Annotated in this window: 26 protein-coding genes and 2 tRNA genes; 21 read left to right on the top strand and 7 right to left on the bottom strand. The window is 38.9% G+C overall.

Annotated elements, in window-relative coordinates:
* Positions 1-111 precede the first annotated feature (111 nt).
* Both B7E04_RS03395 and B7E04_RS03400 read left to right on the top strand, forming a co-directional pair.
* Complete coding sequence (locus B7E04_RS03395; RefSeq protein WP_394334767.1) at positions 112-393, top strand: type II toxin-antitoxin system RelE/ParE family toxin; 282 nt, start codon at positions 112-114, stop codon at positions 391-393.
* Between the two features lie 2 nt (positions 394-395).
* A complete protein-coding gene (locus B7E04_RS03400) occupies positions 396-728 on the top strand; it encodes a helix-turn-helix domain-containing protein (RefSeq protein WP_185117062.1) in 333 nt (110 codons plus the stop codon).
* A gap of 57 nt (positions 729-785) precedes the next feature.
* On the opposite strand, the gene B7E04_RS03405 is transcribed toward B7E04_RS03400, so the two are convergent.
* Positions 786-1,289 carry a superoxide dismutase family protein gene (locus B7E04_RS03405; RefSeq protein ID WP_080777379.1) on the bottom strand — a complete coding sequence of 168 codons (504 nt, stop codon included), beginning with the start codon at positions 1,287-1,289 and terminating at the stop codon, positions 786-788.
* 188 nt (positions 1,290-1,477) lie between these two features.
* On the opposite strand from B7E04_RS03405, the gene B7E04_RS03410 reads away from it, so the two are divergent.
* The 8 genes from B7E04_RS03410 to B7E04_RS03445 all read left to right on the top strand — a co-directional run bounded on the left by B7E04_RS03410 (position 1,478) and on the right by B7E04_RS03445 (position 8,806).
* Complete coding sequence (locus B7E04_RS03410; protein ID WP_080777949.1) at positions 1,478-3,721, top strand: TonB-dependent receptor; 2,244 nt, start codon at positions 1,478-1,480, stop codon at positions 3,719-3,721.
* Between the two features lie 82 nt (positions 3,722-3,803).
* On the top strand, positions 3,804-4,454 hold the full coding sequence (locus B7E04_RS03415; RefSeq protein WP_080777380.1) for a hypothetical protein: 651 nt from the start codon (positions 3,804-3,806) through the stop codon (positions 4,452-4,454).
* A gap of 132 nt (positions 4,455-4,586) precedes the next feature.
* On the top strand, positions 4,587-5,906 hold the full coding sequence (locus tag B7E04_RS03420) for a 2TM domain-containing protein (protein ID WP_080777381.1): 1,320 nt from the start codon (positions 4,587-4,589) through the stop codon (positions 5,904-5,906).
* Positions 5,906-6,208 (top strand): 2TM domain-containing protein, encoded by a 303-nt coding sequence (locus B7E04_RS03425; protein WP_080777382.1) that lies wholly within the window; start codon positions 5,906-5,908, stop codon positions 6,206-6,208. Before B7E04_RS03420 ends, B7E04_RS03425 begins: the two co-directional genes overlap by 1 nt.
* A 188-nt stretch (positions 6,209-6,396) precedes the next feature.
* A complete protein-coding gene (locus B7E04_RS03430; RefSeq protein WP_080777383.1) occupies positions 6,397-6,966 on the top strand; it encodes a methyltransferase family protein in 570 nt (189 codons plus the stop codon).
* Between the two features lie 450 nt (positions 6,967-7,416).
* On the top strand, positions 7,417-7,713 hold the full coding sequence (locus tag B7E04_RS03435; RefSeq protein ID WP_080777384.1) for a 2TM domain-containing protein: 297 nt from the start codon (positions 7,417-7,419) through the stop codon (positions 7,711-7,713).
* 24 nt (positions 7,714-7,737) lie between these two features.
* On the top strand, positions 7,738-8,013 hold the full coding sequence (locus tag B7E04_RS03440; protein WP_062651805.1) for a 2TM domain-containing protein: 276 nt from the start codon (positions 7,738-7,740) through the stop codon (positions 8,011-8,013).
* A 49-nt stretch (positions 8,014-8,062) separates the two neighbouring features.
* The gene (locus B7E04_RS03445) at positions 8,063-8,806 is read left to right on the top strand and encodes a LytR/AlgR family response regulator transcription factor (RefSeq protein ID WP_080777385.1); all 744 of its coding nucleotides are present in this window, start codon (positions 8,063-8,065) and stop codon (positions 8,804-8,806) included.
* A 159-nt stretch (positions 8,807-8,965) separates the two neighbouring features.
* On the opposite strand, the gene B7E04_RS03450 is transcribed toward B7E04_RS03445, so the two are convergent.
* Entirely contained in the window at positions 8,966-9,862 is an 897-nt protein-coding gene (locus B7E04_RS03450) for a hypothetical protein (protein WP_080777386.1), read from the bottom strand.
* 114 nt (positions 9,863-9,976) lie between these two features.
* On the opposite strand from B7E04_RS03450, the gene B7E04_RS03455 reads away from it, so the two are divergent.
* Together B7E04_RS03455 and B7E04_RS03460 are read left to right on the top strand one after the other, a co-directional pair.
* Positions 9,977-10,732 (top strand): glycine-rich domain-containing protein, encoded by a 756-nt coding sequence (locus B7E04_RS03455; protein ID WP_080777387.1) that lies wholly within the window; start codon positions 9,977-9,979, stop codon positions 10,730-10,732.
* A 15-nt stretch (positions 10,733-10,747) separates the two neighbouring features.
* Positions 10,748-11,101 (top strand): hypothetical protein, encoded by a 354-nt coding sequence (locus B7E04_RS03460; RefSeq protein ID WP_080777388.1) that lies wholly within the window; start codon positions 10,748-10,750, stop codon positions 11,099-11,101.
* A gap of 133 nt (positions 11,102-11,234) precedes the next feature.
* Here B7E04_RS03460 and mnmA read toward each other — a convergent pair whose 3' ends face one another.
* Positions 11,235-12,422: a tRNA 2-thiouridine(34) synthase MnmA gene (gene mnmA, locus B7E04_RS03465; RefSeq protein WP_080777389.1), complete on the bottom strand. Its 1,188-nt coding sequence runs from the start codon at positions 12,420-12,422 to the stop codon at positions 11,235-11,237.
* Positions 12,423-12,539: 117 nt separating this feature from the next.
* On the opposite strand from mnmA, the gene B7E04_RS03470 reads away from it, so the two are divergent.
* Entirely contained in the window at positions 12,540-13,067 is a 528-nt protein-coding gene (locus B7E04_RS03470) for a hypothetical protein (RefSeq protein ID WP_080777390.1), read from the top strand.
* Positions 13,068-13,436: 369 nt separating this feature from the next.
* On the opposite strand, the gene B7E04_RS03475 is transcribed toward B7E04_RS03470, so the two are convergent.
* A complete protein-coding gene (locus tag B7E04_RS03475; RefSeq protein WP_080777950.1) occupies positions 13,437-15,971 on the bottom strand; it encodes an ATP-dependent Clp protease ATP-binding subunit in 2,535 nt (844 codons plus the stop codon).
* Between the two features lie 151 nt (positions 15,972-16,122).
* On the opposite strand from B7E04_RS03475, the gene B7E04_RS03480 reads away from it, so the two are divergent.
* Genes B7E04_RS03480 through B7E04_RS03500 form a run of 5 tightly spaced genes read left to right on the top strand, consistent with a single transcriptional unit; the run spans position 16,123 to position 19,777 of the window.
* A complete protein-coding gene (locus B7E04_RS03480) occupies positions 16,123-16,347 on the top strand; it encodes a hypothetical protein (protein WP_062651796.1) in 225 nt (74 codons plus the stop codon).
* Positions 16,347-17,441 carry a glycosyltransferase gene (locus B7E04_RS03485; RefSeq protein ID WP_080777391.1) on the top strand — a complete coding sequence of 365 codons (1,095 nt, stop codon included), beginning with the start codon at positions 16,347-16,349 and terminating at the stop codon, positions 17,439-17,441. The genes B7E04_RS03480 and B7E04_RS03485 overlap by 1 nt, the downstream gene beginning before the upstream one ends.
* Before the next feature lie 49 nt (positions 17,442-17,490).
* Positions 17,491-17,910 carry a SufE family protein gene (locus B7E04_RS03490; RefSeq protein WP_062651795.1) on the top strand — a complete coding sequence of 140 codons (420 nt, stop codon included), beginning with the start codon at positions 17,491-17,493 and terminating at the stop codon, positions 17,908-17,910.
* A gap of 50 nt (positions 17,911-17,960) precedes the next feature.
* Positions 17,961-18,884 (top strand): glycosyltransferase family 9 protein, encoded by a 924-nt coding sequence (locus tag B7E04_RS03495; protein ID WP_080777392.1) that lies wholly within the window; start codon positions 17,961-17,963, stop codon positions 18,882-18,884.
* The gene (locus B7E04_RS03500; protein ID WP_080777393.1) at positions 18,884-19,777 is read left to right on the top strand and encodes a glycosyltransferase family 2 protein; all 894 of its coding nucleotides are present in this window, start codon (positions 18,884-18,886) and stop codon (positions 19,775-19,777) included. The genes B7E04_RS03495 and B7E04_RS03500 overlap by 1 nt, the downstream gene beginning before the upstream one ends.
* 58 nt (positions 19,778-19,835) lie before the next feature.
* Here B7E04_RS03500 and B7E04_RS03505 read toward each other — a convergent pair.
* The 3 genes from B7E04_RS03505 to B7E04_RS03515 form a co-directional block, all read right to left on the bottom strand.
* A tRNA-Val gene (locus tag B7E04_RS03505) sits at positions 19,836-19,910 on the bottom strand.
* Positions 19,911-19,945: 35 nt separating this feature from the next.
* Positions 19,946-20,020 (bottom strand) — tRNA-Val (locus B7E04_RS03510).
* A gap of 42 nt (positions 20,021-20,062) precedes the next feature.
* On the bottom strand, positions 20,063-21,307 hold the full coding sequence (locus B7E04_RS03515; RefSeq protein ID WP_080777394.1) for a bifunctional folylpolyglutamate synthase/dihydrofolate synthase: 1,245 nt from the start codon (positions 21,305-21,307) through the stop codon (positions 20,063-20,065).
* Between the two features lie 96 nt (positions 21,308-21,403).
* On the opposite strand from B7E04_RS03515, the gene B7E04_RS03520 reads away from it, so the two are divergent.
* From B7E04_RS03520 to B7E04_RS03530, 3 genes are read left to right on the top strand one after another with little or no spacing between them, the layout of a single operon-like run.
* The gene (locus B7E04_RS03520) at positions 21,404-22,741 is read left to right on the top strand and encodes a TolC family protein (protein WP_080777395.1); all 1,338 of its coding nucleotides are present in this window, start codon (positions 21,404-21,406) and stop codon (positions 22,739-22,741) included.
* A 1-nt stretch (position 22,742) separates the two neighbouring features.
* Positions 22,743-23,342 carry a SprT-like domain-containing protein gene (locus B7E04_RS03525; protein ID WP_080777396.1) on the top strand — a complete coding sequence of 200 codons (600 nt, stop codon included), beginning with the start codon at positions 22,743-22,745 and terminating at the stop codon, positions 23,340-23,342.
* Positions 23,336-24,418, top strand: coding sequence for a mannose-1-phosphate guanylyltransferase (locus tag B7E04_RS03530; protein WP_228439803.1), 1,083 nt, complete (start codon positions 23,336-23,338; stop codon positions 24,416-24,418). Before B7E04_RS03525 ends, B7E04_RS03530 begins: the two co-directional genes overlap by 7 nt.
* Position 24,419: the final 1 nt, after the last annotated feature.

Here is a 24,419-nt window from a genome sequence, read left to right on the forward strand (position 1 = left end):
AAAAATTTAAATAAAAGGCAAAAGTTTCCATATTTGGAAACTTTTTTGTATTTTTGATAAAAACACAATGAGATATTTTCAAACCATTTTTTAGAAGAGGTTGATGATTTCCTGTCGGGCCTTAATAAAAAATCAGCAGGAAAAATAATTTATAATATTGATTTGGCTGAACAGACTAATGATCCCAGGCTCTTAAAAAAATTAAGTGGAGAAATCTGGGAGTTCAGGACAAGATATTTGGGAAGCCAGTATAGGCTATTGGCATTCTGGGACAAAAGAGATGGTGAAAATACCCTCGTAATTGCTACTCATGGTTTTATTAAAAAAGACAGTAAAGTACCAAAGAAAGAATTGGAAAAAGCAGAAAAAATAAGAGAAAAATATCTAAAATAGTTATGGCAAAGAGAGAAATAAAAAAATATACCCTTGCCGATATAAAAGATCGTTACATCGGCAAAGAAGGAAGTGAAGAGAGGCAGCAATATGAATATGAACTGAGAATGGATGTGTTGGGACACTTGATAAAAGCAGCACGAAAAGAAAGAAACCTCACACAGCTGGAACTGGGAGAATTGGTAGGCGTACAGAAAGCTCAAATCTCTAAAATCGAAAATAATATAACAAATGCTACGGTGGCTACAGTTATGAAGGTATTCGATGCGCTGAATGCAGAGCTTAAGTTTAGCATTAAACTGGAAGGCAAAAGATTGGAAGCAGAATTACATTAACAAAAAAAGGAGCCAGAATATGGCCCCTTTTTTATATGACATTTTGAAAATAAATCCTTATTTAATTTCCACGCATCCCACTCTTCCTCCCGCATTTCCGGTAGGCTGGGTATGGAAATCATCTGCCGCCGCATGTACAATCAGCCCCTTTCCAATGATGTTTTTAGATTCGTCCGTACATCCCAGGCACCATTTATCGGTTTTGAAAGTAAGCACCGCTTTTCCGCTTGCATCCGCAGTAAGGTTACCGATATCTCCCATATGGAAATGTTCGGCACCCCATTTTCCGTGGTCGTTTTTGGATGGATTCCAGTGACCTCCTGTAGAAGTTCCGTCTGCCGCAGAGCAGTCTCCTTTCTCATGAATATGCACGGCATGGATTCCAGGAGTAAGATTCGTTACTTCAAGTTTCATGGTTACCTCTTCTCCTTTCTGGGTAAACTTGGCTGTTCCGCCAGTCTCTGTTCCACTCTTAGCGTTAACCGTGTACGTTTTCGTTGTGCAGCATGAAGCCGCTAAAAATGCACAACCCGCCAGTAATGCTAATGTTTGTCCTTTCATTTTTAAATGATTTAAAGTGATTTTACGATAAATTTATAAAAGATTTTCCGAAGAACTTTATGATTTCAGTCTTTTTTCAGAAAACAATCCCATCAATTTCCCATTCAGAAGCCAAACTATGCCTTTCAGTAAAATTTATTTTAAAGAAAGGCATTTTCCGTATTATTTTTGACCCGAAAATGAAACCCATGAAAGCACAAGGAAAAAAACTTTTACTGCTGATCACTTTTCTCACCTTTATTGCGGGCTATTCGCAGGTAAAGATCTCGGGAAAGGTCACTTTTAAAAGCAAAGGCATTAATGAAATCAATGTCACACTAAAAGACACTTATGATGGTGCAACTACAGATGCACAGGGAAATTTTTCCTTTGAAACAAGTGAAAAAGGAAATCATATCCTAACTTTTACCCATCCCAAATACCAGAGCATTGAAAAAGCAGTTGTGATTGAAAATCAGGATATCTCTGTCAATACAGAACTTAAAGAACAGATCAGTGAGATTGATGCCGTTGTGGTATCTGCAGGTTCCATAGAAGCCAGCGATAAGAAAAGAGCTACAGCGCTGCTGACTCCCATTGATATTTATACCACAGCGGGTGCAGACGGCCAGATCTCTTCTGCCTTAAATTATCTTCCGGGCGTTCAGAAAGTAGGCGAGTCAGAAGGTCTTTTCATCCGGGGAGGGACCGGAACGGAATCCAAGATTTTTATGGATGGAAGCTTAATTAACAATTATTTCTCAAACTCAGTTCCCGGAATTGCAGGAAGGGACCGTTTTAATACCTCGCTTTTTAAAGGGAATATTTTTTCCAGCGGCGGATATTCTGCATTGTACGGGCAGGCGCTTTCAGGCGCGCTGATGCTGGAAAGTGTAGATCTTCCGGACCAAAGCTCTTATGATTTTGGAATTTCACCCATCTTTTTAAGTGCAGGATTTCAGAAACTGGGATCAGATAAAAATCATTCTTTCGGAGCAACTTTGGGCTATTCGCTCCTGAGCGTTATGCAGAATGTTTTTAATTTTAATACCGATTTTATTGATGCTCCGCAGGGCCTGAACGGAGATTTTAATTTCAGAATTAAAACAAAATCAGGTGGATTCCTTAAATATTACGGAATGTATGATTCCAATAAAATGGGGGTAAAAACACAAAGTCTGGAGCCGGAGTATGATTTTGCACTGGTAAGACTGAAAGGAAAAAATACCTACCACAATCTGTCTTTTAAGCAAAAATTCGGGAAATATCTTCTGAATGCCGGAACGTCTTATTCCTACAACAGATCCGATCTGAATTTTTCCACGGAAACAAATGATCAGGAATCAGATCCGTCCCAGCTTTTAACTGAAGGAAATTACATCAATTTTAAAGCAGTTATTGAAAGGAAGATCAATAAAATAAGCGCAGTAAGAGCAGGTTTTGAACTGAATAACACAGATGAAAAACTAAACTTTACAGAAGTCCGCAAGCATTATAAAGACCTGATTTCTTCCGCTTTTGCAGAAACAGATCTGGGTTTCAGTAACGCATTGTCCGCAAAAATTGGGTTTAGGGCAGAGCATTCTTCTTTCTTAGGAAAAAGCAATTTTGCACCGCGCTTTGCATTGGCTTACCGTCTGGCTAAGGACTGGACAACCTCCATTGCGTATGGATTGTTTTATCAGAACCCAGAAAGCAGATACATCAACGGCCCTGCGGATCTGGATTTCCAGAAATCACAACATTATATTTTTCAGGTGCAGAGGGCATCGGAGGGGAGAAGCCTGCGTTTTGAGGCTTTTTACAAAAAGTATGATCAGCTGATCAAAACATTCAATATCACACCGGACAGCCAGCAAAACCAGCAGATACAAAGCGCATTGAACAATGACGGTTACGGGTATGCAAAAGGACTCGAATTGTTCTGGAGAGACAAAAAAACCTTTAAAAATATAGATTACTGGCTCAGTTACTCATTCCTGGACTCTGAAAGGGACTTCACCAATTATCCCGTAAGCCTGAAACCGAATTTTGCATCCGCTCACACACTTTCAGCAGTAGCCAAAAGATTTATCCCGGAATGGAAATTAGGAGTCAATTTATCCTATACCTATGCGAAAGGACGCCCTTACTACGATATTGCAACGAAAACGGAAAACAGCAATGTGGTGAATTACATCAGAAATGAAGGAACCCTGAAAGATTATAATGCGCTTAACATCAGCTTTAATTATCTTCCGAACCTCGGAAAAAAAGATGCCAAAGCCTTCATGGTATTTGTTCTGAGTGTTTCCAATGTTTTAGGATCTAAAAATGTCTACGGCTATAATTTCTCGATGGATGGAAGCAGAAGCTCTTCGGTAGTTCCACCGGTAAATACCTTTGTGTTTGTAGGCGCCTTCATCAGTTTTGGTGTAGACAGAACAGAGGATGCCATCAATAATAATTTATAAAATAACAGCGGCGGATACCACAATCGTTGCAAAATACATAACTTAGGATCAACAATTAAACTAACTTCAAAAAATTGATATAATGAAAAAATACCTTTTAAGTTTTGCTTTAGCTTTTATGAGTTTAACAGCTTTTGCACAGGCAGATTATGAAAAAATAATGGCCGAGAAGATTGCTAAAACAGAAACGTGTAAAACCCCGGAAGAGTTCCAGACCCTGACCAATGATTTCCAGAGAATAGGGAGCAAGGAAAGCTCAAAATGGCTTCCTCCGTATTATGCTGCATTTTCCCAGATTCAGAAAGGAAGACTGATGATGAGGAACGGAAATATGCAGGCGCTGGATGAAATAGCAGGAGAAGCAGACAAATATCTGGCTTCGGCTCAGAATCTCGCAGGCGCAGATAATGCGGAGATCCATCTGCTGAAAAAAATGGCTGCTTCTTTAAGAATGATGGTCAACCCGGCACAGCGTTATATGACGGATGGTGCCAAGGCTTCGGAAGAAATGGCTATTGCCGAAAAACTGGATCCTTCAAATCCGAGAATAGCACTTATCAAGGCTGAAGATGTTTATTTTACCCCTGAACAGTATGGCGGAAGTAAAACAAAAGGAATGGAAATGTTCAAGGAAACGATTAAGAAATTTGATAACTACAAACCAAAATCAGCTCTGGATCCGAACTGGGGAAGAGCAGAGGCGGAATATTTTGTCAATATGCCGGGAAAATAACAACAAAATCCAAACCCTTCCATAGCCGGAAGGGTTTTTGTTTCCGTTCAGGAAGGAAAATCAGCCCTTCGGTAAAAAATAATTTTCGATACCTTTATGATGAACTAATTTTGAGCCAGGAAATCTGATGACATGAAACGTAAGGGATTTATAATATTACTTTGGGTATCGCTGGGAACGGCGCTGTTTTTCTTTTTATTTTTTACCAAAGAGAAAAACTTCCACAATTTTCTGATCACGCTGCTGATCTCATCGATGTATTCATTCGTTCTTGGCCTGGGAAACGCCCTGATTAATGAGTTTCTCAACAGGAAGTTTCCCTGGTCGGAAACTACGCGGATCAGGGCCGTATTAAGCGTCATATCCATCATTATCGGAAATTTTATTCTGGTCTATTTCTGTAACTATATGAACTATGTGGTGATTCAGAAAACAGCAACAACAGAAGCTTTTTTTTCTAAAGAATACGGCACCACCAACTGGTTTATGATCAATATTGCCCTTCTGATTTCAGCGTTTCTTCATGCCAAAAGCTTTATGGAAGAGCTCAAGAAAACCTCAAGAAAGGAAGTGGTGGAACAAAAACTGATCGCGAAATCCGCCAATGCCCAGTTTGAAAGTCTTAAAAACCAGCTGGACCCGCATTTTCTGTTTAATTCTTTAAATGTGCTGAGCTCTTTGATTGATGAAAACCCTAACCAGGCGCAGAAATTTACAGCTTCTATGTCAAAGATCTACCGGTATGTATTGGAACAGAAAGATAAAGAGCTGGTAACCGTAGAAGATGAGATCGAGTTTGCGAAGACTTACTGCGAACTTTTAAAAACCAGGTTTGAAGACAGTGTAGATTTTATTTTTGATGTGAAAAAAGAAGATTACAAAAGATATGTAGTCCCTTTATCCCTGCAGCTTCTGCTGGAAAACTGCATCAAACACAATTTTGCAACCTCTGCACGACCGTTGGTGATTAAAATCTTCTCGGATAATGATACGCTGTGTATTGAAAATAACCTTCAGGCACGGGAGCAGATGAAAGAAAGCGCAGGAATTGGTCTGGCCAATATTGTCCAGCGGTATGCCCTTTTGACAAAGAAAAATGTTTTCATTGAAAAATCTGAAGATTATTTTAAAGTAAAAGTTCCGATATTGTCTGATAAACCCAGTAATATCAATGCTAAAACCGATATTGAAGACGGATCTTATGAAAAAGCAAAGAAACGGGTGAAAGAATTAAAGGGCTTCTACGGAAATCTGATCTCTTACTGTACAGTAATCCCGTTTTTGATCATTGTCAACCTGCTCACCTCCCCGCATAATCTCTGGTTCTATTTTCCTATGCTGGGATGGGGTGTTGGGGTTGCTTCCCATGCATTTCAGGTTTTTGGAGTCGGGGAATCCTGGAAAGAACGAAAGATCCGCGAAATAATGGAAAAACAAAAAAACAGAAGATAATGGAAAGCTATGACGAAAATGATATCCGCTATGAGCAGGCCAAAAGGCAGGTAGAACGATTAAGAGGATTTTACGGACACTTATTTACCTATATTGGGATAAATGCTTTAATTGTCCTCTACAATTACAATCATTTAGAACCCGGAGAAAGCTATTTCCAGTTCAAAAACTTCTTTACAGCCACTTTCTGGGGCATTGGGCTTGTTGCTCATGCGATCGTTGCTTTTTTACCCAATATAAGCTTTATCAAAGACTGGGAGGAGAAGCAGATCAGACGGGTGATGGAGAAAAAGAAGAAGTGATTGGGGCTAAAGTGCGAAATGGCAAATTTGCAAAAAGGCAAAACTGCTAAATCACTAATTAGCCGGTAATTAAAGATAGCTGGTATAGGAACAGTTGTTTTTTGAAGTATAATTCTATATCCACTCACAAAAGCCCTTTTGCAAATTTGCCTTTTCGCCATTTTACCTTTTCACCAAAAAACTAAAGTATGACTACACTCCAAATCCTCTTCACCATTTCAATGGCCGCCTGGTTCCTCTCCGAATTCTTTTACAAAAACATGTTGAAATCCGGGAAGGATGACAAAAAAGATAAGGATAAGTCTACCCTGAATATTTTATGGATGGCCATTCCATTTTCCATTGCTGCTTCAGTAACTGTGTCTTATGTGACCAAAATTCCTATTGCTGAGGGGCAGTGGATATTGTACTTAGGAGAAGCTTTTATTTTAACAGGGATTATTTTCAGATATGCTATTATCAGGTCTTTAGGGAAATATTTTACGGTAGATGTCACAATAAAAGAAGACCATAAGATTAAGAAGGAGGGATTCTACCAATATGTGAGGCAACCTTCGTATTCATTTTCTCTTCTAACATCTTTAGGATTAGGCTTGTATCTCAATAACTGGCTTTCATTAATTCTGGCCATCCTGCCGCCTTTTTTAGCTTTTACGTACCGGATCAAGGTTGAAGAACAGGCTCTGATTGAACAATTCGGGGAAGAATATCTCGAATACAGAAAAAAGACAAAAAAGCTCATTCCGTTTATTTACTGATCATCAAACTTCAGTTTAAAATCTTCTATTAAATAATCATCTGAGAGACTTGTGGAATCTGTGGGAGATTTAAAAGCAGATTGTTGGTCATTCGCAAAAACGCGAAAGTATTTACCTGCGATCTGTTGTAAGGCGCAAAGATTTTATTTTCGATAAAATTTCACTCACCGTCATTGCTAGGAGCCTGCGACAGAGCAATCTCTGAACACAATTTCCCGGGCAATGCCTTGTTTAAAAATCTTTGATTTTATTGCGTCTTAAAACAGCATACAGGTCAAAAACCTTGCGCCGTTGCGTTTAATCAAAACAACGGCAAAAACTATTAAATCCAACTTTTTACCATTCAGCATTCATAATCTACCGTTCAGTCATATTAAGTTGAAAGGAGGCCCTTTTCTGACCTACCTTTGATTCAACAAAAATGACAAACTCATCTTTAAAATAAAAATTATGGAAACTACATCAATCGACAAAGAAACTTATGCATACAGAAGAGCATCAAGAAGAGTAAAAGAACTGAAAGGATTTTACGGAAACCTTACTTCTTACTGCCTGGTTATTCCTTTTTTATTTGTGTTAAACATGATTACAGCTCCTCAGCACTTATGGTTTTACTGGCCGATGCTTGGATGGGGAGTAGGGATTGTAGCGCATGGAATCAGCGTTTTCGGGATCGGAAAAGAATGGGAAGAAAGAAAGATCAGAGAGCTTATGGAGCAGGACAATAAGAATACAAAAACACTTTAATCATCTAAAAAGCAATTAATAATCATGGATTACAACAGCGCACAGGAAAGAGTGAACCAGCTTAAGAAATTTTACAAAAGTCTTTTGTGGTTTGGAATCGTAGCCGGAATCATATTCTTTGATGATATTTTTGAAGAAGGAAAATTTAATTTTTCCCTGTTTGACGGATCAATTATTCTTGCGATATGGGGAATTGTCCTTACCGTTAAAGCCGTAAAACTGTTTGTTTTTGATGCAGACTGGGAAAATGATATTATTGAAAGAGAAATGAGAAAAGACAAAAAGAACATACATTTTTAATCTGTCTTTTTTTATCTAATTTTATTCCCGACTAAAAAACTGAAACCCAATGATCAAAACGGTTATTATCGAAGACGAAAAACCTGCTTCAAGGAAATTGGAAAGAATGCTCAGTAATTTTCCTGAAATAGAGGTAGTTGGCAAAATAGAATCGGTGGAAGAAGGAATAGCCTGGTTTTCTGAAAATGAACATCCGCAGCTGATCTTTTCTGACATTGTTTTAGGAGACGGCCTGTCTTTCGATATCTTTGAAAAAACACCTACGAAAGGGTTTATTATTTATACCACAGCGTTTGATCAGTATACATTAAAAGCGTTTAAGCTGAACAGTATTGATTATCTTTTGAAGCCCATTCTGGAAGAAGATCTTTCCGGGGCAATAGAAAAGTTCAAGTCCTTTATTCCTGCCAATAATATGACCGGCTCGGAGGACATTAAACAACTGATCAGGAAAGAAAAATCTACACTTTCGCGGGTTTTGGTTAAAATTGGGTATAATCTTAAAATTGTACAGACCCATGAGATCAGCTGCTTTTTCAGCGAAAACAAAATCGTTTATCTTCAGACGGAGGAACGGGTTTATCCGTCAGATTTTACACTGGATGAACTTGAAGATATTCTGGAAGAAAAGAAATTTTTCAGAGTAAACAGACAGTTTATCATTAATTCCGACTATATCAAAAACATTCATACATCGCCTTACTACAAGGTCGAGATGGAATTTCAGCCGCAGGAAGAAATCACCGTTAGCCGTGACCGGGTGAAGGATTTTAAAGAATGGCTGGTAGGGTAGAGGAGACACTAGATTTCAGATACCGGACATCAGATTTTAGATTAAGGTTGAGGGTGAGTTTAAGATGACTAATTATGGTTTACAACAATTTTTAAAAAGCACCCCATTAAAATTCTCCGACTCTATCACCCTAAAACTCTCTCACTCTCCAACCTGGAACTATCTGTAGTCTATTCTGTTAGATTCAGTATCTTCAAGCTGTTTTATAATAGACTGTGGAATCTCGTCACTGTCAATCGGGAAGCTGATGGAGTCTGAAATAAAAGTTTTCCGGTCTGCTTTCCGGAAAATTTCAAACAGGGCAATAGGCTCCTGGTTAAAGCTGATGCATGTACTTATAAAATGAACCTCATGGAGCTTGTATTCTGGATTTTTAAGCTTTTCCTTGATATCTTTTATCCTTGAGATAAAGTGTCGCTGGCGGATGAATGTATTGCTGTTCATAATGATGAATACGTAATCTGAATACGCCGTTACTTTTCCGAAATATTTGTGATGATCACCGCCACTGCGTTCGATGAAATATTCTCCGGTAGTTTCAGACTTATAAATCTCCATGGCAGAACGCCAGATCCGCTCTTCACCGGCCTTAAGAGGATTTTCCGGAAGATTCCTGTTGTAGGAATACCAGCAGCCGACCAGGCGGTCTAAAAGGGCTGTATTCTGTTTCACATTATTCATATCTATCCTGAGATCATTGAAGTTGAAAGATTCGGTATTGGAATTGATAAAATCAATATAGCTCGAATAACCCAGTACTTTCACAATCTGGCTCAGCTTCGCAAGATTGGCTTTACTGACCGCTGCATTTTCGTTGTGATAAAACTTTTTCAGCTTATTGATGATCAGATGCTCATACAGATAATTGGAACCCAGAAGATCAGGTTCTTTTTTTATTCCTTTTTCAGTCTTATCTGCAGTGATGAGGTCATTAAGCTCTGCGCTGATGTAGGACCATTCTGTTTTGGAAACATCTTCCCAGCAGTTTTTTTTCAAAAAATGAAGGCTTAAAAAATTCATCAGCTTCTCCAGATGCAGGATATCCTCTTTTTTCATTGGATTGTTTTATAAGACTAATATAAGACTTTTGTAACTCTAAATAAGATTTTAACAAGACTTTTATATTCTAAAATCAAATGATATTTGAGTAGAAAAATAAAAGTTAACACAATGGAAACAACCATCCTATTAAAAGACGAAAGCCTTTGGAATAGAATTCAAAGTTTTTCATTAGATGCTTCAGATGCTGCTTTTCCTTTTTCGAAGAAACTGGCTAAAGAAGAGCGCTGGACTTTGGATTTCACTCAAAAAGCAATCCAGGAGTATAAAAAATTTGTTTATCTCTGCTGTATCCTCCCGAATGGAGCCTCGCCAAGCGAAACGGTAGACAAAGTATGGCATATGCATCTGATCTACACGCAGAACTACTGGGAAGACTTCTGTCCCAACATTTTAAAAAGAAATCTTCACCATCATCCTTCAAAAGGAGGTTTTAATGAAAAGACAAAACATCAGAACTGGTTTTCCGAAACACTGAAAAGTTATCGTGAGATTTTTCAGCACGAAGCTCCAAAAGAGATCTGGGAAGATGAATCCGTAGAAAAAAGAAAGCCGGCATTCTGGACAAAAGGATTCAGGTTTCTTACGCTGTTCAGCCTTTTATTTCTGGTGTACTCCTGCTCTGGAGGCATCTGGGGAGGGGTACTGCTGACTGTTTTTTGCATCGTTGGTTTCTTCAGCTTCATCAGTTTTATTTCATGGATTTTTTCAGCAAACATCAACAAAGAACAGGATAAAAATGTCAGCAGTAATTCTGATGGCGGGTCTGGTTGCAGCGGAGGTTCCAGTTGCAGTGGAGGAAGCAGCGGTTGCGGAAGTGGTTGTGGTGGCGGCTGCGGGGGCTGCGGAGGAGGTTGTGGCGGATAAATAAAATTAAAAACTATGAAAAAGTTGATCATTCACTCAGTACCGGCAGCAGTAAGTTGTATATGGCTTGCGGTGTGCTGTAAGACCAGCAACCCGATTGCTTTAACAGGTCCCGGATTTCTTAAATTTTATCTGATCCTGACAGTGGGGTTTTATATATCTGTTTTCTCCTTAAAATACTTTGATGAAAACGTTTCAAAAATTTCATTTTACTTCATGTTCTTTATTTTCGCTTTGGGTATGATAAAATTAATCCGGGGCCTGAATTTAGACAGACCTGTAGGAATATTGTTCAGTATTCTTATTGCTGAAATCCTGGTAATCATGGTTGTTAAGTCCACTCATTTAAATCATAGGATAAAAAAATAATAAACCTAATAACAAAAATAAAACCCGAAACAGATGCTTCGGGATTTTATAATATATCAAGTTGATTGATTATTTACAGAATAAGTCTGACAACTCAAAATATGTTACAGAAAATGTTCAAAAAATTTTTGATTTATGAAATAACGCCACTTCCAATCAGCTCGTCACCAATATACCAGGCCGCAAACTGGCCCTCTGCAATTGCAGATTGAGGCTCCTCAAATTTAATATAAGATGCATGTTCAAACTGATAAAGAACAGCCTTTTGTAAAGGTTGCCTGTATCTGTATCTCGCCATCACCTCCATAGAATCACCATTATTAAGTTTCAGGTCTTCACGAACCCACTGCACTTCTGAAGAGTCCATTTTAAGGGCTTCTTTATGTAATCCCGGGAAGCTGTGCCCTTCGCCCACAAAAATAATATTGTTTTCCATATCTCTGGAGATGATAAAACAGCTTTCTTTATGACCTCCGATGCCAAGTCCTTTACTTTGCCCGATGGTGAAAAACTGGGCCCCCTGATGCTTTCCGATTACTTTTCCGTCGGATTTTTTATAATGGATTTTCCTGGATAAAAATTCCAGTTCTTCCTCTTTTGAAGAAAATCCCGGTTTTTCATTAGAAAATAAAGCAGAATCTTTGAAAATTTCTACAATTTCACCTTCTTTCGGAACCAGCTGCTGTTGTAAAAACTGGGGAAGGCTTACCTTTCCGATGAAGCATAATCCTTGGGAGTCTTTTTTGTCAGCCGTTACAAGGCCTATTTCTTTTGCAATTTCCCTTACTTGTGGCTTGGTCAGTTCCCCGATGGGAAACAAGGCTTTTGACAGCTGTTCCTGGCTTAGCTGACAAAGAAAGTAAGATTGGTCCTTATTGTTGTCTTTTCCGGCTAAAAGATGGAAAATTTCCTTTCCGTTTTCGTCAAAAGTTGAAGTAACCTGCGCATAATGTCCGGTAGCTACCTTATCTGCTCCCAGAGACATTGCGGTCTTCATGAAAACATCAAATTTCACTTCCCTGTTGCACAAAACATCGGGATTCGGTGTTCTTCCTTTCTGGTATTCATCGAACATATAATCCACGATGCGCTCCTTGTAAAGCTCACTCATATCAATCACCTGAAAAGGAATTCCCAGTTTCTGGGCTACCATCAGGGCATCATTGCTGTCCTCAATCCACGGACATTCATCCTCAAGCGTTACCGATGCATCATTCCAGTTTCTCATAAACAAAGCCACCACTTCATGGCCTTGCTGTTGCAGCAAATACGCTGTTACACTGGAGTCTACACCTCCGGATAATCCTACTACTACTTTCATTATATTTCAATTTTACGAAACTCTTAACGGGAGTTCTTAGTTTGACGTGGCAAAAATACAACTAAAAAGATTCGCAAAAAAACCATAATTTTAAACATTGACAAAAACAATATTAATATGAAAAAGTTTATTATTCCTTTATTGATAATGATTTCAACACCCTTGTTTTCTCAGGTCTCCATTGGTGCTTCACCGGAAAGCAGCAATCGCTGGACCTTCGGAGGCGGAATAGGGGTGGGTTTCGGAAGCCGGAGCTCTTTTTATCTTCAGGCTTCACCGAGGTTAGGGTATAAGCTTACAGAAGACCTGGAAGGCGGAGTAGTGGGGAGTGTTTCCTGGCAGACATCGGACTATTACCGTTCAACCATGTTCGGAGCGGGTCCCTTTTTGAATTATTATATCGCGAGAACTTTTTATGTAAGTGCAAATTTCCAGCATTATTTTATCAATTATAAAGACAAATATTACGATTATAAAACCAATGAGGAGGAAAGTGCTTTGTACCTCGGTGGTGGATATATGCAGAGAATCGGGAATAATTCCTTTATGCAGCTTGGACTGATGTATAATGTCCTTTGGAAGGAAAATTCCAGTATATTTTCAAGCGGACTGATCCCGAATATCGGTTTCGTTGTGGGACTGTAGACTATTCACCACAAAAGTCACAAAAGTTTTTAAACACTTTAGTTATTTTTTAGCTAAAAGTATTGAGAATAAGAAGTACACTTAAGCTTAAAAATCAGAAACTTTTATAAATACTATTTGAACCATTAAGTGAGATTAAGATTTTAAGATCATTAAGCTGTGCTTCGCTTTAAGGATTAGAGCTAAATAAAATCTTTAGATTTTCTCTTAACTTTTCTTACCTCCTTCAATGCCCTTAATGTTTCAAAAAAGATGCAATCAGCCGTAGTAGTTTAATAAAACAGCATCAATAGAAACGGGCTTTAGCCAAAACATAAAAAAAGCACCGGAATTTTTCCGGTGCTTTTCATTATAATGATATTATTTGTATTAAGACTGAGAAGATTTCTCTGTGGTCTTCTTCGGTTTTGATGTTTTTCCTATCAATCCGTCTTTAGCTTCATTAAGGTCAAGAATTATGGTTTCTCCTTCATTCAATTGTTTGTTCACCAGCATTTCTGCCAGCAGATCTTCAATATACTTCTGGATAGCACGTTTCAATGGTCTTGCACCGAAGTCTTTATCCCATCCTTTTTCAGAAATAAAGTTCTTAGCATCTTCAGTTAAATCTACTTTATATCCTAATTTTTCAAGTCGGCCATAAAGCTTGTTCAGCTCAATATCAATGATTTTCTTGATATCATCCTGTACAAGAGAGTTGAAGATCACAATATCATCAATTCTGTTTAGGAATTCAGGGGCAAATGCTTTTTTAAGGGCATTTTCAATGGTGCTTCTTGCTCTGGTATCTGAAGTGGTTTTCTTCGCTGAGGTTCCGAATCCTACACCGTCTCCAAAATCCTTAAGATCTCTGGTTCCGATGTTTGAAGTAAGGATAATGATCGTATTTCTGAAGTCGATTTTTCTTCCTAAACTGTCGGTAACGTGGCCTTCATCCAGAATTTGTAACAGAATGTTGAACACATCAGGGTGAGCTTTTTCAATCTCATCCAGAAGAACCACAGCATAAGGTTTTCTTCTTACAGCTTCCGTTAATTGTCCACCTTCCTCGTATCCTACATATCCCGGAGGCGCCCCAACCAATCTGGAAACCGCAAATTTTTCCATGTATTCACTCATGTCAATTCGGATCAGGGATTCATCAGATTCGAAAAGTTCTCTTGCCATTACTTTCGCCAGCTCGGTTTTACCAACCCCGGTAGTACCAAGGAAAATAAAGGTACCAATCGGACGGTTCGGATCTTTAAGACCGGCTCTGTTTCTCTGAATGGCTTTCACCACCTTCTTCACAGCATCTTCCTGACCGATTACTTTTCCGTTCAGCTTATCATCCATCTGAGCTAATTTATCAAGCTCATTTTTACCCACTTTCGTTACCGGAACACCACTCATCATAGAAACTACTTCCGCTACATTTTCTTCCGTTACGGTTTCTTTTTTCTCTTTTACATCCTTGTCCCATTTATCCTGAGCAGCATTCAGTTCCATCTGAAGACGTTCCTCCTCATCTTTAAGCTTTCTGGCTTCAAGATAATCCTGAGCTTTTACAGCTTTCTGCTTCATTTCTTTGATTTCCTCAATTTTCTTTTCAAAATCAATGATCTCAGTAGGCACTTTCATATTCTTGATATACACTCTTGAACCTGCTTCATCCATGGCATCAATAGCTTTATCCGGTAAGAAACGGTCTGTAATATATCTCGATGTCAGGTTGACACACGCCAGAATTGCTTCCGGAGTATACACTACATTGTGATGTTCTTCATATTTATCTTTAATCTGATTCAGGATCTGAATGGTTTCATCAATATTGGTAGGTTCTACCATTACTTTCTGGAACCTTCTTTCCAACGCTCCGTCTTTCTCAATATACTGACGGTATTCATCAAGCGTTGTTGCCCCGATGCATTGAATTTCTCCCCTTGCCAAAGCCGGCTTGAACATATTTGATGCATCTAAACTTCCTGTGGAACTTCCAGCGCCAACAATGGTATGAAGCTCGTCAATGAACAGGATGACATCCCTGTTTTTCTCCAGTTCCGTCATAATGGCCTTCATTCTTTCTTCAAACTGACCACGGTATTTGGTTCCGGCTACTAAACTCGCCAGATCTAAAGTGATTACACGCTTTCCGTAAAGAACTCTGGACACTTTCTTCTGCTGAATTCTCAAAGCCAGTCCTTCTGCAATGGCAGATTTACCAACTCCTGGCTCACCAATAAGAAGCGGGTTGTTTTTCTTTCTTCGTGATAAGATCTGAGAAACACGCTCAATTTCTTTTTCACGCCCGATTACAGGATCCAATTTTCCGTCTCTTGCCAAAGAAGTTAAGTCACGCCCAAAGTTATCCAGTGTAGGAGTTTTACTTTTTGCAGAACCTAAATTTCCTGAAGGCTTCCTCATCTGCTCAAATTCCTCTCTGTCGTCATCATCATCATACGCACTGTTTTGTGGTGCCTGCCCGGAATTTTTAAGCATCGTCTGGTATTCTTTTGAAACTCCTTCATAATCGATATCATAAGCTCCCAGAATATTTGAAGTAGGATCCTCATATTTGTAAAGAATGCCTAAAAGCAGATGAACGGTATTAATCTCATTGCTTTTATACTGTCTGCATTCAAGTTCCGCACGTTTAATAGCATGATCTGCCATCTTGGTGAAAGAAATATTGGTAACCTCTTCAGAAATAGGATTTAGACTCGCTGTATTTAAAGTTTCAATTTTTCTTCTGATTTGTGTTAAATCCGCATTAAGGTTTTGAAGGATTTCTTTCGCAGAGTTTTCCGTTTTTATAATACCTAAAAGTAGATGTTCTGTATTGAGAAATTCACTTTTCAGCCTTTTAGCTTCGCTTTTGCTTTGTTTGAACACCTGGCTCAAACCTTGTGAAAACTTATAATCCATAATATATCTCATTAGAATAAAGGCAACAGCGCCATTTATTCATTATCTAAATTACAAATATTTTACCAAAAATCAATTAATGACTTTATGGCAGAAAAAATTTTATTATCTTATTGAAAATGATTAAGTTTGTTCTCCTTAAAATTTTTCCATGAATCCCGAAATTACTACTTATATTGGATATTCTGCATCCGTTTTCATTGTGCTGAGTTTCATCCTTAAAGATATAAGAAAAATCAGAATTGTCAACATGATAGGCTGCATCTGCTTTGTCATTTATGGTATTTTTAATGGTTTATTGTGGCCGGTGATCATCCCGAACGGACTGATTTGCCTTATTCAGATCTATCATTTGCTGGCCGGAAAGAAAGCATAATGAAAAAAAAGATCATTACATCTGCCTTCAGCAACTTATACACGGATCAGCGTATAGAGAAGGTTTGCGGAACCCTCCACGAAAGCGGGTATCAGGTAGAACTGATCGGAAATGACTGGAACGGGGCAGAGCAGATGGAACGTCCATATCCGTTTTCGAGAATCCATTTAGTTTCCACAAGCTTAAAAACGGCTTATTTTGAATTTAACTGGAAACTGTATCATCTGCTGAAAAAAAAAGCAGATCAGCATACCATTCTTCATGCCAACGATATTGACGCCCTACTTCCTAATTATTTAATCGCAAAAAAGCTAAATATTCCTCTGGTTTTTGACAGTCATGAAATTTTTTCAGAAATGCCTGCAATTCAGGGCAAAATGTCACAAAAATTATGGAGGTATCTGGAAAAAAGCATTGTTCCCAGGGTTAAATTGATGATTACTGCCAGCAGAGGTTATGCGAACTGGTTCCAAAAAAAATACGGAGCAGATCCCGTTGTGGTTCAGAATGCACAGAGGAGACTGGATTTTACTACAGAAATTCCGGACAATCATCCTAAAATATTTTTATACCAGGGAGCCATCAATCCCTTTCGGGGAATTGATAAAGCTATTCTTGCGATGCACCATCTTGACGGTGTTGTTTTAATGATCGCAGGAGACGGACCCCGGAAAAAAGAGTATGAAAACTTTGTTGTTAAAGAAAATCTCCAGCATAAAGTACAGTTTTTAGGAAAACTGAAGCCTGATGATCTCAGAGCTATCACATTAATGGCCGATGTAGGCATGAGTATTGAAGAAAATGGAGGAGACAGTTACCTTTATTCCCTGCCAAACAAGGTTCTGGACTGCATCCAATGCCGGGTTCCTCTCGTATTGGCAGATCTTCCGGAAATGAGAAATATCAAAAACCAGTTTGATGTAGGCGAGATTCTTAAAAGCCATCAGCCTGAACACATCGCAGAAGCTGTAAAGAAAATTCTTGATAAAGGAAGGCTGGGTTATCAGCCGGAGCTGGAGAAAGCCGCGAAATTTCTCTGCTGGGAAAATGAGGAAATAAAACTGCTGAAAGTATTTGAAAAAGTATCAGAATAAATATTCTTTATAAAAATGGTTATCTTTGCATTAAAATTTTGTTAAAAACATGACCATTAAGGAAAAACAGCAGGAAATAATTGACGAATTTGCGTTTCTTGATGACTGGGAGCAGAAATATGAATACATAATAGATCTCGGGAAAGAGCTGAAGGGCCTTCCAGAGGACAGAAAAACTGATGATAACCTGATCAAAGGCTGTCAGAGTAAGGTATGGATTGATGCTGAATTCAAAGACGGAAAACTTTTCTTTAATGCAGACTCGGACGGTATCCTTCCTAAAGGGATCGTTTCTCTGTTAGTGAGTATTTACAGCGGTCATTCTACCCAGGAAATTCTGGATTCTGATTTTGAATTTATTGCAGAAATAGGACTTCAGGAATTTCTTTCCCCGTCCAGGGCGAACGGATTAATGGCGATGACCAAACAAATTAAATTTTATGCAGTTGCCTATCAGCTAAAATCTTAGCCGTGACCAGAATTTTAGCATATCGTTTTTCAGCTTTCGGCGATGTCGCCATGACGGCTCCTGTCTTCAGAGAATTTCTGGAGCAAAATCCTGATGTGGAAATTGTAATGGTTTCCAGAAAGAATTTTGAGAGCTTATTTACTGATATTCCGAACGTTATATTTAAAGGAGTCAACCTTGATGAATATAAAGGATTCTTTGGATTGAGAAGGCTGGCCAATGAACTCATCAAAGAATTCAACCCGGACCTGATCGCGAATCTCCATGATGTGATCAGAACAAAAATCCTTGATAAAATCTACAGAAGAAAAGGACTGAAAGTATTTAAAATAAATAAAGGGAAAGAGGAAAAAGAAGAGCTAACCGATGTCTGGAACCTTAATAAAGTACAGTTAAAGAGAACAGTTGAGCGTTATGCTGATGTTTTCAGGGCTATGGGTTTCTCCGTTGAACTGTCACATAAGCTCAGGCCGGTATCCGGACAAAAAGAAGGAATTGGCTTGGCCCCTTTTGCCCAGCACAGAGGAAAGATGCTTCCTTTGGAGAAATCGTATGAGCTGGCCAGGATCCTGGCTCAGAAATACAAAATTTACTTTTTCGGAGGCGGGAAAAAAGAAACGGAAACCCTTGAAAAATGGGCCCATGAGATCCCGAATACCGAAAGCCTTTCCGGAAAATTAAACCTTTCACAGGAGCTCCGGAAAATCTCAGAACTGGAATTAATGATCTCCATGGACTCTGCCAATATGCACCTGGCAAGCCTGATGGGAACCAGATGTGTGTCGGTTTGGGGCGCAACACATCCCTACGCCGGTTTTCTGGGGTTTGGACAGAGCGAAAATGATGTAGTTCAGGTGAAAGACCTTACCTGCAGGCCTTGTTCCGTGTTTGGAGATAAAGAATGCTACCGTGGAGACTGGGCTTGTCTTGAAGAACTGAACGTTCAGAAGATCGTTGAAAAAATCCTTGTATAATGCTGTTGTCAGTATGCATTCCTGTCTATAACTTTGATGTCCGCGGACTTGTCTCCGATTTAAAAAAGGAAATCAGCATTAACGGAGTAGATGCAGAGGTCATTCTGATTGATGATGCTTCGGATGAAAGATTTAAAAATACCTATCAAAACCTTCAAAAAGAGGTTGAAACCTTCATTTTTCTTGAAAAAAACATCGGAAGATCCAGAATCAGGAATCTTTTTCAACAATATGCATCCGGAAAATATCTGCTATTTCTGGATTGTGACGGAAAAATTACAGAACCTAACTTCTTAAAAAACTATACGGATTTTATTCAGAAACATCCGGAAACCGATGTTATGTATGGGGGGAGAATTGTTTCGGCAGATGCGCCGGATGACGAACATTATTTAAGATGGAAATTTTCTGTTGAACGCGAAAACCTCCCGCTTGAATTCCGACTGAATAAACCTTATTTAAGTTTTCAGACCAATAATTTTGTCATTAAAAAAGATATTTTTGAAAAAGTGGGTTTCAACCCGGCTTTTCAGAAATATGGCTATGAAGACCTTCTTTTTGCGATGGATCTGAAATCAGCACAATTAAAGATTGACCACATCAGCAATCCCATATTTAATAATGATCTTGAAAGCAACAGTGTGTATCTGGGTAAAGTAGAGGAGTCTATAGAAAGCCTCGCTGCCATGCTGAAGGATAAAAATCTCGCTGAAAAATTATCAGAAGTAAAATTGGTCAGGCTGTATAGTAAGCTTCCTTTTAAGCCGTTATTTGGGCTTATTCTGAACGATTTCACTATGAAAGCGGTAAAGAAAAAATTATCAAAAAGAGGAGTGGATCTGAGATATCTTGATGTGTACAAACTGGGACTTCTGCTCAAAAAGATGAAATAATATTTTTTTTATATCATATCTGAAAATAAAAAATCTCCCAGTTTCCTGAGAGATTTTGTGGGCCCTGAGGGATTCGAACCCCCGACCCTCTGGGTGTAAACCAGATGCTCTGAACCAACTGAGCTAAGAGCCCTGAAATTTTTTGAAAGGCTTCAGTATCCTTTTCTGTGGGTCCTGAGGGATTCGAACCCCCGACCCTCTGGGTGTAAACCAGATGCTCTGAACCAACTGAGCTAAGAACCCTCTATACTTGTATTCTCGTTTAGAGTGGTGCAAATATACGACTTATTCGGAAAACTCCAAATTTTTTTCTAAAAATTCTCCAACTACAAAGTTGCTTCCGCCCACAAAAATCATTTCTTCGTTTGTACATCGCTCTTTTGCAGAAAGATACGCTTCCTGTACGGAATTGAAAATTGTATAGGAAATTTTTGCTTGCTGCAGTAGATTTTCATAATCTTCCGGATGTCTTCCCCTGTTGATGGATGGTTTTGCAAAATAGAACTCAGAGTTTTCAGGAAGAAGAGCCATTACTTCATCGATCTTTTTATCATTCACAAATCCCAGAATAACGTGCTTATGACGATTAATTGTATTCAATTGTGAAAATACATACTCAAGGCCTGCCTGATTGTGCCCGGTATCGCAAATGGTAAGCGGATCTTTTGAAAACTCAAACCAACGGCCAATGAAACCGGTGTTTTGATGAACGTGGAGGAGTCCTTTTTCAATCTGTTCATCAGAAACAGGGACATTTAATTTTTTTAATTCTTCGATGAGGGCAAGAACAACACGGATGTTTTTTTGCTGGTAATTGCCTTTAAGATCAGAACCAAGTTCCGATTTGATGACCGTAGCATCAACGAAGGGAGCATCTTCGGCAAGAGCTTTCTGTCTGATGATATTTTTCACCGAATCATTTTCGTCTCCGGAAATAATCGGGGTATGATGTTTTATGATACCTGCTTTTTCCGCAGCGATCTGTTCAATAGTATTCCCTAAAATATTCTGATGGTCCAGCTGTACATTGGTGATCGCAGAAAGAAGAGGCTTAATGATATTGGTAGAATCCAGTCTTCCGCCGAGTCCCACTTCAATAATGGCAAAATCTACTCCCTGCTGATAAAAATATTCAAAAGCCATAATGGTGGTAAACTCAAAAAACGATGGAAGGATGTCTTCAGGTAGGGTCTTTAGCTTTTGAATAAAATCAAAAACAAAGTCCTTATTACAGTTGTTACCGTTCACTTTAATGCGTTCCGTGAAATCAATCAGGTGCGGAGAATTGTAAAGCCCGACTTTATAGCCTGCTTCCTGAAGAACAGAAGCCAGCATATTACTGGAAGAGCCTTTCCCATTGGTTCCTCCAATGTGGATGCATGATATCTTTTCCTGAGGATTTCCAAAGAAAGCACAAAGCTTTGTAATATTGTCTAACCCCGGTTTATAGGCCTTCAGGCCATCGATCTGATAGTTCGGAGCCTGTACGAAAAGCCAGTCTACCGCTTCCTGGTATTGTCCATTTGTCATGATGCAAAATTCATAAAAGTTTTTTAAAATGAAATATTAATTTTTAAAACTGTAACTTTTTTATATTTGGCTCGTCTAATATTGAAAATTATTAATATGAAAAAAGTTTGGATTATCGTTTTTGGATTAAGTTGTCTGGGACTAAGCGCTCAGAAAAAATGGTCCTTAAGAGAATGCGTAGACTATGCTGTGGAACATAATCTCCAGGTTATCCAAAATCAATATTCCAAACAGATCCAGGATTCTAATCTTAAAATGGCTAAAAAGGAATATCTGCCATCAGTATCTGGAAACATGAGCAATAATGTGAGTTTCGGGCAGACTTCATTCGGAACCGGAAGTTTAAGGAATGACCGGTTTAGTAACAGTGCCAATCTCGGAGCCGACATTTTAGTTTACAATAACGGCAGGTTAGAAAAAAACATCAGAAAGATCCAGTTTGATGTAGAAGCCAGCCAGTATGACATAGAAACCATTAAAAATGATATTTCCCTGCAGATTGCCCAACAGTATCTAACGGTTCTCCTGAATAAGGAAATTGTAAAGATTTCTCAAAGTGCTGTAGAAAACGCTCAGAAACAATATGACAGAGCGAAAATAACCACGCAGGTGGGAACCACTGCACAAACCATTCTTGCGGAAGCGGAGGCAGCACTGGCAAGAGAAAAACAAAACCTTAAAACCGCAGAGATTAATGTGGGGAGAGCTTTGTTTGCCATCGTTCAGCTTTTGCAGCTTCCGGATTATAAAGGATTCGATGTGGAAGATGTGGCTGTAGGAGAAACACTGCCTTCTCAGCTTAAATCAGTGGATGAAGTTCTTACTACTGCCTATGAAAATCAACCGCAGATCAAGGCGGCAGAAAGCAGAATCAGATCCGCAGAAGCTCAGACGGAAGTTTCAAAAACAGCATTCTGGCCTACATTAACGGCAAGTGCAGGAATTGGAAGTTTTTATAACAACCTGTTGAATAAAAGCTATGATCAGTTTGGTAACATTGTGAATGATCCTTCTTTTTTCCAGCAGTATAAAGATAACTTCGGTCAGCAGGTAGGAGTTTCCCTGAATGTGCCTATTTTCAATAAAGGGATTACAAAATTACAGGTTGAGCAGTCTAAAATCAACCAGAGTATCGCCAAAAACACCCTGGAGCAGCAGAAAAACACGGTAAGACAGAATGTTCAGAAGGCCCAGTTTGATGCGGATGCTAATTATGAAACATTCCTTTCCGCAGTGGAAACAGAAAAGAGTACAAAGCTTGCTCTGGAGTTTGCAGATAAGAGTTATACGGCAGGAAGATCTACCATTTATGATGTGAACGTGGCCAGAAATAATTATGCGAATGCTCAGGGATCGGTTGCCCAGGCAAAATATAATTACCTTTTCAGCCTTAAACTGCTGAATTTCTATTCAGGAATTCCATTAACTTTGTAAAATGCCGATCCAGTCATTAGAAAAATACTTACCTCAAAATACATTAAAATACCTAAGAATTTGGTTTGCAGATTACTATATCCATATAAAAGTAACCCGCAGCCGGAATTCAAAGCTGGGAGATTACAGGAAACTACCGGATAATTCGCATGAAATTACTGTAAATTCTACCCTTACACCACCGCTTTTCTTCTTTGTGCTGACCCATGAGCTGGCTCATCTGATCGCTTTTGAAAAATACGGACGAAGAATATCTCCACACGGCAACGAGTGGAAAGAAACCTTCAGAAATATGCTTCTCGAAAGTATTGAGGTATATGATGAAGATCTGCGGCCTATCATTATCCGGTTTTCAAAATCTCCAAAGGCCAATTTCATGGCCAGTCCGGATCTTGTAAGATATTTTCATACTGAGAAAGAAGACGATAGACTGAATTTTATAGAAGAACTTCAAAAAGGGGAATTTTTTATGTACCGGAACGAAAAGTATTTATTAGAAGGTCTGATTAAAAAAAACTATCTTTGTAAGAATCTGGCTACGGGAAGGAAATATTCTTTCAAGCCTCTGGCTAGGGTTGAAAAATGTAGGCAAGAATGTTAAAATCAGATAGATACTGTGTTATTATGGCGGGAGGAATCGGGAGCCGGTTCTGGCCTATGAGCACACACAAATTTCCAAAACAGTTTCAGGATATTTTAGGAACAGGGCGTACCATGATTCAGCAGACTTATGACCGGATCAGCCGCATCATTCCTAAAGAGCAGATATTCGTGATCACGAATAAAGAGTATGTGGCACTGTCCCATCAGCAGCTTCCGGAAATTCCTGAAGAGAATATTGTGGGTGAGCCCCTGATGAAAAATACAGCAGCATGTAACCTGTATATGGCGAACAAAATTGCTGAAATTAATCCGGATGCTACCATGATTGTGCTTCCGGCTGATCATTTAATCTTAAAAGAAGATGTTTTCCTTGAGAAAGTAGAGTTGGCCTTCGACCTGGCAGCAAAACATGATTATCTGGTGACCCTGGGCATTACGCCTACAAGACCTGATACCGGATACGGCTACATCCAGTTTGTGGAAAAGAAGGGATCAGATTATTTTAAAGTAAAAACCTTCACGGAAAAACCTATTCTGGAGATTGCCCAGAGCTTCCTGGAAAGCGGGGATTTCCTCTGGAATGCGGGAATATTTATCTGGAATGTGAAAAGTATTCATCATGCATTCGAGCTGTATCTCCCGGAAATGATGCAGCACTTCATGGCCTGTGAATACAATTCTGCAAAGGAAAATGGCTGCATCGAAATCATTTATCCGAAAGTCCAGAAAATTTCCATCGACAACGGAATCCTTGAAAAAGCAAAAAATGTATACGTCATTCCTTCGGATCTGGGATGGAGCGACCTCGGAACCTGGACTTCCGTTTATGAAAATACAGAGAAAGACAAAAACGGAAATGCGGTAAAACTAAAGCACTTCCTGAATTATAATTCCAAGGGAAATATTATCCGTCTGAAAAACAATAACAAAGCGGTCATCATTGACGGACTTGAAGATTTTATTGTGGTAGACACGGATAAAGCATTGCTGATATGTCCCAGAGACAACGATCAGCTGATCAAAGATTATGTTCTTGACCTGAAAAGTTTCAAGAAAGGAGATAAATTCATGTAAA

The sequence above is a fragment of the Chryseobacterium phocaeense genome (genome assembly GCF_900169075.1).
In the GTDB taxonomy this organism is placed as follows: domain Bacteria; phylum Bacteroidota; class Bacteroidia; order Flavobacteriales; family Weeksellaceae; genus Chryseobacterium; species Chryseobacterium phocaeense.

Excerpts from the sequence above, each read along its gene's own strand:
- B7E04_RS03400 (WP_185117062.1), top strand. The coding sequence starts at position 396 with ATGGCAAAGAGAGAAATAAAAAAATATACCCTTGCCGATATAAAAGAT.
- B7E04_RS03405 (WP_080777379.1), bottom strand. The coding sequence starts at position 1,289 with ATGAAAGGACAAACATTAGCATTACTGGCGGGTTGTGCATTTTTAGCG.
- B7E04_RS03410 (WP_080777949.1), top strand. The coding sequence starts at position 1,478 with ATGAAAGCACAAGGAAAAAAACTTTTACTGCTGATCACTTTTCTCACC.
- B7E04_RS03415 (WP_080777380.1), top strand. The coding sequence starts at position 3,804 with ATGAAAAAATACCTTTTAAGTTTTGCTTTAGCTTTTATGAGTTTAACA.
- B7E04_RS03420 (WP_080777381.1), top strand. The coding sequence starts at position 4,587 with ATGAAACGTAAGGGATTTATAATATTACTTTGGGTATCGCTGGGAACG.
- B7E04_RS03425 (WP_080777382.1), top strand. The coding sequence starts at position 5,906 with ATGGAAAGCTATGACGAAAATGATATCCGCTATGAGCAGGCCAAAAGG.
- B7E04_RS03430 (WP_080777383.1), top strand. The coding sequence starts at position 6,397 with ATGACTACACTCCAAATCCTCTTCACCATTTCAATGGCCGCCTGGTTC.
- B7E04_RS03435 (WP_080777384.1), top strand. The coding sequence starts at position 7,417 with ATGGAAACTACATCAATCGACAAAGAAACTTATGCATACAGAAGAGCA.
- B7E04_RS03440 (WP_062651805.1), top strand. The coding sequence starts at position 7,738 with ATGGATTACAACAGCGCACAGGAAAGAGTGAACCAGCTTAAGAAATTT.
- B7E04_RS03445 (WP_080777385.1), top strand. The coding sequence starts at position 8,063 with ATGATCAAAACGGTTATTATCGAAGACGAAAAACCTGCTTCAAGGAAA.
- B7E04_RS03450 (WP_080777386.1), bottom strand. The coding sequence starts at position 9,862 with ATGAAAAAAGAGGATATCCTGCATCTGGAGAAGCTGATGAATTTTTTA.
- B7E04_RS03455 (WP_080777387.1), top strand. The coding sequence starts at position 9,977 with ATGGAAACAACCATCCTATTAAAAGACGAAAGCCTTTGGAATAGAATT.
- B7E04_RS03460 (WP_080777388.1), top strand. The coding sequence starts at position 10,748 with ATGAAAAAGTTGATCATTCACTCAGTACCGGCAGCAGTAAGTTGTATA.
- mnmA (WP_080777389.1), bottom strand. The coding sequence starts at position 12,422 with ATGAAAGTAGTAGTAGGATTATCCGGAGGTGTAGACTCCAGTGTAACA.
- B7E04_RS03470 (WP_080777390.1), top strand. The coding sequence starts at position 12,540 with ATGAAAAAGTTTATTATTCCTTTATTGATAATGATTTCAACACCCTTG.
- B7E04_RS03475 (WP_080777950.1), bottom strand. The coding sequence starts at position 15,971 with ATGGATTATAAGTTTTCACAAGGTTTGAGCCAGGTGTTCAAACAAAGC.
- B7E04_RS03480 (WP_062651796.1), top strand. The coding sequence starts at position 16,123 with ATGAATCCCGAAATTACTACTTATATTGGATATTCTGCATCCGTTTTC.
- B7E04_RS03485 (WP_080777391.1), top strand. The coding sequence starts at position 16,347 with ATGAAAAAAAAGATCATTACATCTGCCTTCAGCAACTTATACACGGAT.
- B7E04_RS03490 (WP_062651795.1), top strand. The coding sequence starts at position 17,491 with ATGACCATTAAGGAAAAACAGCAGGAAATAATTGACGAATTTGCGTTT.
- B7E04_RS03495 (WP_080777392.1), top strand. The coding sequence starts at position 17,961 with ATGACGGCTCCTGTCTTCAGAGAATTTCTGGAGCAAAATCCTGATGTG.
- B7E04_RS03500 (WP_080777393.1), top strand. The coding sequence starts at position 18,884 with ATGCTGTTGTCAGTATGCATTCCTGTCTATAACTTTGATGTCCGCGGA.
- B7E04_RS03515 (WP_080777394.1), bottom strand. The coding sequence starts at position 21,307 with ATGACAAATGGACAATACCAGGAAGCGGTAGACTGGCTTTTCGTACAG.
- B7E04_RS03520 (WP_080777395.1), top strand. The coding sequence starts at position 21,404 with ATGAAAAAAGTTTGGATTATCGTTTTTGGATTAAGTTGTCTGGGACTA.
- B7E04_RS03525 (WP_080777396.1), top strand. The coding sequence starts at position 22,743 with ATGCCGATCCAGTCATTAGAAAAATACTTACCTCAAAATACATTAAAA.
- B7E04_RS03530 (WP_228439803.1), top strand. The coding sequence starts at position 23,336 with ATGTTAAAATCAGATAGATACTGTGTTATTATGGCGGGAGGAATCGGG.